A 10142-nucleotide genomic window follows, 5' to 3' on the forward strand; every position below is an offset into this window, starting at 1 on the left:
CTCAGCCGACCTTGATCTCGTTGTAGACGGGCACGCTGAACGGGTTGAGCGCCACATGGGAGAGCCGGGAGGTGTAGCCGGCGCTGCCGTTCTGGTACCAGAGCGGGATGGCCGCCATGTTGTCGCGCACGACCTCCTCGGCGCGCTGGAAGAGCCGGACGGCCGCGGCCTGCCCGGTCTCGGCGTTGGCCCGGTCGACGAGCCGGTCGAACTGCTGGTCGGACCACTTGCCGTCGTTGGAGGAGGCGCCCGTGTAGTACAGCGGCTGCAGGAAGTTCTGGATCAACGGGTAGTCCATCTGCCAGCCGGCCCGGAAGGGACCGGACATCTTGTGCTGGGTGATCTGGTTGCGGAAGTCGGCGAAGGTGCCGATCGGGTTGCCGACGCAGGCCCGGTCGTCGCCCAGGGCGTTGTTGATGGAGTTGCACACGGCGTCCACCCACTGCCGGTGCGAGCCGGTGTCCGCGTTGTAGGTGATCCTCAGCCGGCCGCCGGGGATCCCGCCGCCCTCCTGGATCAGCTGCCTGGCCCGCGCGGGGTCGTAGTCGCAGACATGGCCGCACAGCCCGGCCTTGTAGCCGCCGGCCACACCGAGGACCGGGGAGGTCCAGTCGGTGGCCGGGGTGCGGGTGCCGCGGAAGATGGTCTCGGTGATCTGCTTGCGGTTGATCGCCATGGACAGGCCGGTGCGGACCTTCCGTGCCCCGCTGGTGTTCCACTTCGGGTCGTAGTAGGGGAAGGCCAGGGTCTGCAGGATGCCGGCCGGGGTGTTGATGTAGCGGCCGTTCAGGTCGGTGTCGACGTTCTTGAGCTGGGCGGCGGGCACGTCGTCGACCAGGTCGAGGTTGCCGGCCAGTACGTCGGTGTAGGCGGTGTTGTTGTCGGTGTACACCAGCAGGGTCACCCCGACGTTGCGTGCCGGGTCAGGTCCGGGGTAGGCGTCCCACTTCTTCAGGTTCATCGCCGAGCCCCTGCTGTAGGAGTCGATGAGATAGGGACCGTTGCCGACCGGCTTCTTCAGCCAGGCCGCGTGGTCGGTGAAGAAGGCGCGCGGGAGCGGGGCGTAGGCGGCGTAGCCGAGGGTGTCGGGGAAGCTGGAGAACTTCTGGTTGAGCCGGACGGTGAAGGTGCGGTCGTCGACCACCTTCAGCCCGGACAGGGTGTCGGCGGTCTGTGTGCCGCTGTCGGGGTGGACCTTGTCGTAGCCCGCGATGTAGCCGAAGAAGTACGCGTTCTTCTGGTTGTTCCTCAGGCTGGCCCCGTAGTTCCAGGCGTCCACGAAGGAGTGGGCGGTCACCTTCTCGCCGTTGGAGAAGGCCCACCCGGCCTTCAGCCTGATGGTGAAGTTCCGCGAGTCCGAGGTGTCGATGCGCTCGGCGAGCATGTTCTGGGCCTTGCCGGTCCTCGGGTCGTACTTCTTCAGGCCCCGGAAGACCATGTCGAGGACCTTGCCGCCCTGGACCTCGTTGGTGTTGGCCGGCTCCAGCGGGTTCTGCGGGTCGCCCCAGGAGGAGGTCAGCACCCCGGCGCCGCCGAACCCCTGTCCGCTGCCGCAGGCGGTGGCGAGCAGCCCCGCGGCGATCACTCCGGCGGCCCAACGGGCGTGCGTGATTCCCCGCATGGCTGCCTCCTCCGCGATCACAGAACCGATACCGGCCAATATCGACTCATGCGCCGCATATCGCATGCCCGTCGCCGGATTGAGCAGCCTTTAGAGGGACACGTCATCCGAATGCAGGCAGCGGAGGCGTGCCGCATGGACGATCTTGGGTAGAGAGCGCAACAGATCTTCGCGCAACGATGCCGAAACGTTGGATTGCGACGTGTCGATGTACGCATTTCGGCACACCACCGTCCGTATATCGAACTGATTGCCCGTTTGGTCCAGTTAGTCCGATGTGAAGCACGGATCGATTACAGCGTGCTACCCGCGTAGCTACGGAATGGTCAAGTGCGAGTAAAGAAGGTAAAGACGCAACCAAGGCGACCGAGAATTTATTGACCTTGAATGAATTGCGTTGAAAAAGTCCGGCGTAGCCCGTAGGGGAGCGCCCTGCGGAGCCTTGACCCACAAGGCACGGAGCATCATGACCACCCCCGCATCCTCTTCCCCGGCCGCCGCACTCGAGGTGACCGACGAAGACAGCGCCACATCGGCGAAGCCCGGCAACCCCAAGGGCACCGAGAGCCGCTCTCCGGGACGGCTGGCCTGGACCCGCTTCAAGCGGGACCGGACGGGCGTCATATCCGCCTTTGTGGTGATCTTCTTCTTCGTCGTGGGCATTGCCGCGCCGCTGATCGCCAAGGTGTACGGCAAGGACCCGTACACCACGTACGGCATGAACATCCCGGGCCTGTTCAACCAGTTCAACTACCCGATCAAGCCCAACGGCGGCATCAGCTCCGACTTCTGGTTCGGCATCGAGCCGCAGCTCGGGCGGGACGTCTTCACCTTCCTGCTCTACGGCATCCGCAACTCGCTGCTGATCGCGACCGCCGCCGCCCTGCTGACGACCGTGCTCGGTGTCGTCATCGGCATCACCGCCGGCTACATGGGCGGCAAGACGGACTACTTCGTCGGCCGGATCATCGACATCCTGCTGGCCTTCCCGCAGACCCTGTTCTTCATCGCCTTCTGGCCGGTGGTCCTGGCGATCTTCGTCTCGCCCGAGGAGAACACCCCGGTCTGGCTGACCGTCACCAGCCTGATCGTCGTGATGACGGCCTTCGGCTGGGCCTCCATCGCCCGACTGCTGCGTGGCGAGGTGCTCGCCCTGCGCGAGCGCGAGTTCGTGGAGGCGGCCAAGGTCACCGGCGCTTCCCCGGCCCGCATCATCTTCAAGGAACTGCTGCCCAACCTGTGGACCCCGATCCTCATCCAGGCAACGCTGCTCCTCCCGACCTACGTGACCGCGGAAGCGGGTCTCGCCTTCCTCGGCGTCGGCCTCTCGGACCCGACCCCCGACTGGGGCGTCATGATCCAGAACGGCGCCAAGGTCTACCAGGACGACATCACCTTCATGCTCTTCCCCGGCGTGACCATGGTGCTCTTCGTCGTCGCCTTCAACCTCCTCGGTGACTCGGTCCGCGACGCACTGGACCCGAAGACCAAGCGCTGAGTTCCGCCCCGGCCGAGCGACGGGGCCCGGCCGGACCACAGCACCTCTCGTCCTCCACTACGAACGGGTCAGCCATGTCTCTCTCCCGCAGAAATTTCGTCATCGCCACCTCTGTCGCGGCCGCAGGCTCGACGCTGCTGTCCGCGTGCAGCAGCGGCGGCGGGGGCGGCACCGGCAACGCCCCGACCGACGGTGCCACCTCCTACACCGGCGCCAAGGTTGAGATCGGCACCAAGGCCGACTCGACCGGCCCGGCCCCGGAGATCCCCGGTGCGAAGAAGGGCGGCACGATCTACGGCCTGTCGCCGCAGGACTTCTCCCACCTGGACCCGCAGCGCATCTACTTCGCGTACAACTCCACGGCCGCGCTGCTCCTGCACCGCTGCCTGACCGGCTACAAGATCGACTCCACGGGCCACCAGAAGCTCGTCGGCGACCTCGCCACCGACACCGGCACCGCCTCCAAGGACAACAAGACCTGGACCTTCACGCTGAAGGAGGGTCTGAAGTGGGAGGACGGCAGCGAGCTGACCGTCGACGACGTGCGCCACGGCATCGAGCGCCTGTGGGCCCCCTTCATCACCGAGTCCGCCACCTACGTCCAGATGGCGCTGACCGGCAAGGGCGCCAAGTGGCGTGACGCCTACGAGGGTCCGTACAAGGGCAAGCAGCTCGACTCGATCGAGACCGACAAGGCGAAGCGCACGATCACCTTCAAGCTGGCCGAGCCCAAGCCGGACTTCAACTTCACGCTGGCGATGCACTCGTACGCCGCCACGCCGGTGAAGCTGGACACCAAGGAGAAGTACGACAAGCTGCCGGTCTCCAGCGGTCCGTACAAGATCAAGGCCCACACGACCGACAAGTCGATGGTCCTGGTCCGCAACAAGAACTGGGACCCGGCGACCGACTCGATCCGCAACGCTTACCCGGACGGCTTCGAGTTCACCTTCGGCATCGAGGGCCTCGACTCCACCGACCGCTTCATCTCGGACCAGGGCAACGACCAGTACGCCGTGTCGATCTACAAGGGCGTCCCGGCCGAGCGCATCCAGAAGGTCCTCACCGACCCGAACCTGAAGGCGCGCAGCTTCAACGGCCTCACCCCGGGCCTCTACTACTACGCGATCAACACCAAGCGCATCACCGACCTGAAGGTCCGCCAGGCCCTGAACCACGCGTGGCCGCTGCAGCAGATCCGGCAGATCTACGGCGGCCCGTCCGCCGGTGACCTCGCGTCCTCGATCATGAGCCCGGACCTCATCGGGTACGAGAAGTACGACCTCTACGGCAAGCTCACCAAGCCGCAGGGCGACCCGGAGAAGGCCAAGGCGCTCCTGAAGGAGGCCGGCAAGCTGGGCATGAAGGTCGTCTACGCGTACCCGAAGGACCCGACCTACGACAAGACCAAGGTCGTCATCGAGAACGCGCTGACGGCAGCCGGCTTCACCCCGGTCATCAAGGCGGTCGACAACACCACCTACTACGACCAGATCCAGCAGATCAACAACAGCTACGACGTGATGTGGTTCGGCTGGTCCCCGGACTGGCCGACCGCCTTCACCGTGATCCAGCCGCTGTTCGACGGTGCCGCCATCGGCAACGGCCAGAACAACATCTCACAGACCAACATCAGCTGGATCAACGACGGGATCAAGAAGAACGCGGTGATCGCCGACCAGCAGGAGGCGGGCAAGGCCTGGGCCGCGCTGGACAAGCGGATCATGCAGGAGGTCGCGCCGATCATCCCCGAGACCTTCCAGCGCCGTTACTACCTGTACGGCTCGAAGGTCGGCGGCGCTCAGTACGACCCGAACTTCTCCGCGACCCTGCTGTACAAGACCTTCGTGAAGGCCTGACGTACGACCCCCTGGCGGGGCGGCCCCGGTGCCGCCCCGCCGTCTCACCCCCTACGGCATCCGTCAGGAAAACCCAACTGCCATGCTCCGCTTCCTCATCCGCCGGACCCTCGGCGCGGCTGTGATCCTGCTGATCATCAGCGCCCTGGTGTTCGTCATGTTCTACGCCGCTCCGCGTGACCCCGCCCGCATCGCGTGCGGCAAGGTCTGCACCCCCGAGACCCTGGCCCTGGTGAAGAAGAACCTGGGGATCGACCACTCGCTCCCCGTGCAGTACTGGGACTGGCTCAAGGGCCTGTTCGTGGGGCGTGACTACAGCTCCTTCGGGCACTGCGACGCGCCGTGCCTCGGCTACTCCTTCCAGAACCGCGAGCCGGTCCTCGGCACCATCGAGGACCGCTTCCCGACCACGCTCTCGCTGGCCCTCGGCAGCGCCGCGGTCTTCGTGGTCTTCGGCGTCGGCACCGGCATGCTGGCCGCGGTGAAGCAGGGCAAGGCCCTCGACAAGATCGCGAGCTCCGCCTCGCTGATCGCCTCCTCGATGCAGATCTACGTCGTCGGCGTCTTCGCCACCTACCTGCTCGTGGACCAGTGGCACCTGCTCGACCGGGCCAACTACACGCCGTTCACCGACAACCCGGGGCAGTGGTTCACGGGCCTGCTGGTGCCGTGGCTGGTGCTGTCGCTGATCTTCACCGCCAACTACACCCGTATGACGCGGTCCCAGATGGTCGAGTCGCTCAGCGAGGACTATGTCCGCACGGCCCGCGCCAAGGGGCTCTCCCGCCGGACGGTGTTCTTCCGCTTCGCCTGGCGCGGCGCGATGGGCCCGATCGTCACCATCTTCGGCCTCGACCTCGGCGTGCTGCTCGGCGGCGCGATCATCACCGAGTACACCTTCAGCCTCCAGGGCATCGGTGCACTCTCCGTAAAGGCGGTCAGCACCAACGACCTGCCGATGCTGCTCGGCGTCGTCCTGGTCGCCGCAGCCGCGATCGTCGTCTTCAACATCATCGTCGACGCCGTGTACGCCCTCATCGACCCGCGCGTGCGCCTCGCGTAAGGAGAGCGAACCATGAGCACCCCCTTCCTCTCTTTGCGCGACCTGAAGGTCCACTTCTCCACCGAGGACGGCGTCGTCAAGGCCGTCGACGGTCTCTCCTTCGACCTGGAGAAGGGCAAGACCCTCGGCATCGTCGGTGAGTCCGGCTCCGGCAAGTCCGTCACCAACATGGCGATCCTGGGCCTGCACGACCCGCGCAACACCACGATGGACGGCGAGATCCTGCTCGACGGCAAGGAGCTGATCAGCGCCACCGAGTCCGAGCTGGAGAAGCTGCGCGGCAACAAGATGTCCATGATCTTCCAGGACGCGCTTGCCTCGCTCTCGCCGTACCACACCATCGGCGCGCAGATCGCCGAGACGTACCGCAAGCACACCGGCGCCTCCAAGAAGGAGGCCCGGGACCGGGCCATCGAGATGCTGCGCCGCGTCGGCATCCCCCAGCCCGACACCCGCGTGGACGACTACCCGCACCAGTTCTCCGGCGGTATGCGCCAGCGCGCGATGATCGCCATGGCGCTGGTCTGCGACCCCGAGCTGCTGATCGCCGACGAGCCGACGACGGCCCTCGACGTGACGGTCCAGGCCCAGATCATGGACCTGCTGAAGGACCTCCAGCAGGAGTTCGGCACCGCGATCATCTTCATCACCCACGACCTGGGCGTCATCGCCGACATCGCGGACGACGTCCTCGTGATGTACGGCGGCCGATGCGTGGAGCGCGGCACCAAGAAGCAGGTGCTGAGCACCCCGGACCACCCCTACACCCTCGGCCTGCTGAACTCGATGCCGAGCCTGGACGGCCCGGTCGACGTGCCGCTGACGCCCATCCCCGGTGCCCCGCCCTCCCTCCTCAACCCACCGTCCGGCTGCCGCTTCCACCCGCGCTGCGCGTTCGCCGAGAAGGTCGCCGGCGGCCTGTGCTCGGCCGAGCGCCCGGCGCTGGAGGTGGCCGAGGGCCGAGGCTCCGCCTGCCACCTCACCCTTGACCAGAAGCGGGACCTCTTCGCCGACTTCGCCGGAACCCGGCACAACTGACGGACACCAGACGGGACTTCACGACCATGAGCAACACGAACCCCCTCCTGGACGTCTCCGGGCTCACGAAGCACTTCCCGATCAAGGGCGGCTTCCCGATCCGCCGCACGGTCGGCGCGGTGCAGGCGGTGGACGGCCTGGACTTCCAGGTCGCCGAGGGCGAGAGCCTGGGCCTCGTAGGCGAGTCGGGCTGCGGCAAGTCGACGACGGGCCGGCTGATCACCCGCCTGCTGGAGCCGACCGGCGGCAAGATCACCTATCGCGGCCAGGACATCACCCACGCCAACCGCAAGCAGCTGGCGCCCATCCGCTCCGAGATCCAGATGATCTTCCAGGACCCGTACGCCTCGCTGAACCCGCGGCAGACGGTCGGCAAGATCATCTCGGGCCCGATGGAGATCAACGACATCAACCCGGAGGGCGGCCGCGAGAAGCGAGTCCGCGAACTCCTGGAGATCGTCGGCCTCAACCCGGAGCACTTCAACCGCTTCCCGCACGAGTTCTCCGGCGGCCAGCGCCAGCGCATCGGCGTGGCCCGCGCGCTCGCCCTGGAACCGAAGCTGATCGTCGCCGACGAGCCGGTCTCGGCCTTGGACGTCTCGATCCAGGCCCAGGTCGTGAACCTGCTCCAGAAGGTCCAGAGGGAACTGGGCATCGCGTTCGTCTTCATCGCCCACGACCTCGCGATCGTCCGCCACTTCTCGCAGCGCGTGGCCGTCATGTACCTGGGCAAGATCGTCGAGATCGCCGACCGCGACGACCTGTACAACAACCCGCGCCACCCCTACACCCGGGCCCTGCTCTCCGCCGTGCCCGAGGCGACGGTGGACGCGGAGCCGCGCGAGCGCATCCGCCTCGTCGGCGACGTCCCGTCCCCGATCAACCCGCCCTCCGGCTGCCGCTTCCGCACCCGCTGCTGGAAGGCGACGGAGAAGTGCGCGACGGAGGCGCCCCCGCTGGTGCAGGCGGAGGGCAACAAGCCGGGCCACCTGACGGCGTGCCACTACCCGGAGACGGCGGACACGGTTCCCGCCCCCCGTCTCGGCGAGGAAGGTTTGTCCAAGGACCCCGAGGCAGCGGCCTGACACACCCCTTTTCCGTCAGCCGCCCCTCGCGGAACGGACTTTCACCGGCCCATTGACCCGAGCCCACGAACGTCCGCTTCCAGGGACGAAGGCCCGCGTCTTCCCGGACGCGGGCCTTCGGCATGTCCACGGGACCGCACCGCTCACTCGATGTCGAACAACTCCGCCGCGTCGGTGGCGTGTACGGCGCGCTGGGCCCAGACTTCCAACTGGGCGAGGTCCGTGCAGGCCGCCACTCGCTTGCGGTCGGCGTCGAGCACCGGGATGCGGCGCCACTCCAGAATGTGGAGCACCATCTCGGCCTTGGCCTCGGCCCGGCCCTGCTCCCGGCCCTGCTCCCGGCCCTCTGCCCGGCCCTCTTCCCGTCCTTCTTCCCATCCTTCTTCTCGGCCTTGCTCCCTGCCTTCCTCACGCACTTGCTCCGCGAGCGGGTGCCGCCAGAAGTACTGGATCGCCGTCATCAAATCCCTCCACATCTCTTTCGCCTGGGGGTCGGCCAGGCAGGAGTCGACAAACTGCACGAAGACTGCGGCGCTGTCAGGGTCGATGGTCCGCAGGGCGGCGGCCAGGGATTCCAGTATGGCCGGAGCCTGCGGACCACGCCCGTGTGTCATGGCCGAGAGCACCGCAAGGGGTACGTCCCGTTCGGCCTGATGCGTGTCGGCGATCACCGGAACGTTGTCCGGGCCCAGCACGAGCGGCCGTACCATCATCGAGTCCCAGCCGGGGAAGCCGAACCGGATCGGCTTCGATGCCCACCGCGCCGTACTGCTGCTCTGCGTGATGACGATGAGCACCGGCTCACAGCGGTACTTCTCATGCAGGTAGGACATGTAGTACGGCCAGCTGCCCCGTTTCCGCTCGTCCGCCTTCCCCTGCGACTCCACCACCAGCAGATAGGTGCCCTCGTCCGTCTCCGCCCGCAGCAGGGTGTCCACGCGGCGCTCGACCGGTTCGATCTCGGTCAGGTCCACATTCAGCGCGGCGATCTCCCGAGGCTCGGGAAACGGCACGTGCAGCACCTTCTGTAACGCCTTCGTCAGCAGCGTCGGATCCTTCTGGAAGATCCGATGCAATGCCTCATGCGACGAGCCGACCATCAGCTCTCCGTAAGTTGTTGTGTGGCCCGGGAGGGCCGGATGTGGCTGATCAGTTCTTGCCTGCAGTGGCTCGGAAGGAGTGGCCGTCCGGCCCTCTGGGGCGCCCTGGTCGCTGATTGAAATGCGCGTTCTGGTCGCTGTCTACGGAGATGACGACGGGGTGTTCCTCGGGCTGATGGCACGCTGCGCGGAAGACGGAGGGGCACGTGAGCGAGGGGAAGACCCGGCTCTGGGCCGGGATCGACGCGGGAAAGGGCCACCACTGGGCGGCGATGGTCGACGAGACAGGCGCTACGGTCTGGTCGAAGAAGATCGACAACGATGAGTCGGCGATCCTGGCGGCGCTCGGCGAGATCCTGGAGCTGGCCGAGGAAGTCTCCTGGGCAGTGGATATCTCGGGCCGGTCCTCGGCACTCTTGCTGGCACTGCTCGCGGCGCACGGGCAGCAGGCCGTTTACGTGCCTGGCCGCACCGTCAACCGCATGGCAGGCGCCTACCGGGGTGAGGCCAAGACCGACGCCCGCGATGCCTACGTCATCGCCGAAACCGCCCGCCATCGCCGGGACTTCACCACGATCGGTGTGCCGGCCCAGCTTGCCGCCGACCTGGCACTGCTGACCGCGTACCGATCTGATCTGGTCGCCGACCGGGTGCGGATGATCAACCGGCTCCGCGACGTGCTCACCGGCATCTTCCCCGCGCTGGAAGGGTCCTTCGACTACAGCGGACACAAGGGTGCACTGGTGCTGCTGACTGGCTACCAGACACCGGCTGCCATACGGCGTCGAGGCAGGGCCAGGCTGACAGCCTGGCTTGCCAACCGCGGTGTGCGCGGTGCCGACTCGGTCGCGGACACGGCCGCCAAAGCGGCCCAGGCC

At 66.8% G+C, this 10142-nt stretch carries 8 protein-coding genes; 6 read left to right on the forward strand and 2 right to left on the reverse strand.

Annotated features, from left to right (window positions below; translation table 11 throughout):
* Position 1 precedes the first annotated feature (1 nt).
* On the reverse strand, positions 2 to 1621 hold the full coding sequence (locus AB0L75_RS26555) for an ABC transporter substrate-binding protein (protein ID WP_365185346.1): 1620 nt from the start codon (positions 1619 to 1621) through the stop codon (positions 2 to 4).
* A 466-nt stretch (positions 1622 to 2087) separates the two neighbouring features.
* On the opposite strand from AB0L75_RS26555, the gene AB0L75_RS26560 reads away from it, so the two are divergent.
* From AB0L75_RS26560 to AB0L75_RS26580, 5 genes are all read left to right on the forward strand, one after another.
* A complete protein-coding gene (locus AB0L75_RS26560; RefSeq protein WP_365185349.1) occupies positions 2088 to 3119 on the forward strand; it encodes an ABC transporter permease in 1032 nt (343 codons plus the stop codon).
* A gap of 74 nt (positions 3120 to 3193) precedes the next feature.
* Entirely contained in the window at positions 3194 to 4978 is a 1785-nt protein-coding gene (locus tag AB0L75_RS26565) for an ABC transporter substrate-binding protein (RefSeq protein ID WP_365185352.1), read from the forward strand.
* An 82-nt stretch (positions 4979 to 5060) separates the two neighbouring features.
* The gene (locus tag AB0L75_RS26570; RefSeq protein ID WP_365185354.1) at positions 5061 to 6041 is read left to right on the forward strand and encodes an ABC transporter permease subunit; all 981 of its coding nucleotides are present in this window, start codon (positions 5061 to 5063) and stop codon (positions 6039 to 6041) included.
* A gap of 12 nt (positions 6042 to 6053) precedes the next feature.
* Positions 6054 to 7079, forward strand: a complete 1026-nt coding sequence (locus tag AB0L75_RS26575) for an ABC transporter ATP-binding protein (protein ID WP_365185357.1) — start codon at positions 6054 to 6056, stop codon at positions 7077 to 7079.
* 26 nt (positions 7080 to 7105) lie between these two features.
* On the forward strand, positions 7106 to 8164 hold the full coding sequence (locus AB0L75_RS26580; RefSeq protein WP_365185360.1) for a dipeptide ABC transporter ATP-binding protein: 1059 nt from the start codon (positions 7106 to 7108) through the stop codon (positions 8162 to 8164).
* A gap of 143 nt (positions 8165 to 8307) precedes the next feature.
* Here AB0L75_RS26580 and AB0L75_RS26585 read toward each other — a convergent pair whose 3' ends face one another.
* Positions 8308 to 9264: a hypothetical protein gene (locus tag AB0L75_RS26585; protein ID WP_365185361.1), complete on the reverse strand. Its 957-nt coding sequence runs from the start codon at positions 9262 to 9264 to the stop codon at positions 8308 to 8310.
* 206 nt (positions 9265 to 9470) lie between these two features.
* Here AB0L75_RS26585 and AB0L75_RS26590 point away from each other — a divergent pair.
* Positions 9471 to 10142: IS110 family transposase (locus tag AB0L75_RS26590; RefSeq protein WP_365185364.1), on the forward strand; the 672-nt coding region annotated here is incomplete at its 3' end.

This window comes from Streptomyces sp. NPDC052101, assembly GCF_040680235.1.
In the GTDB taxonomy this organism is placed as follows: Bacteria; Actinomycetota; Actinomycetes; order Streptomycetales; family Streptomycetaceae; genus Streptomyces.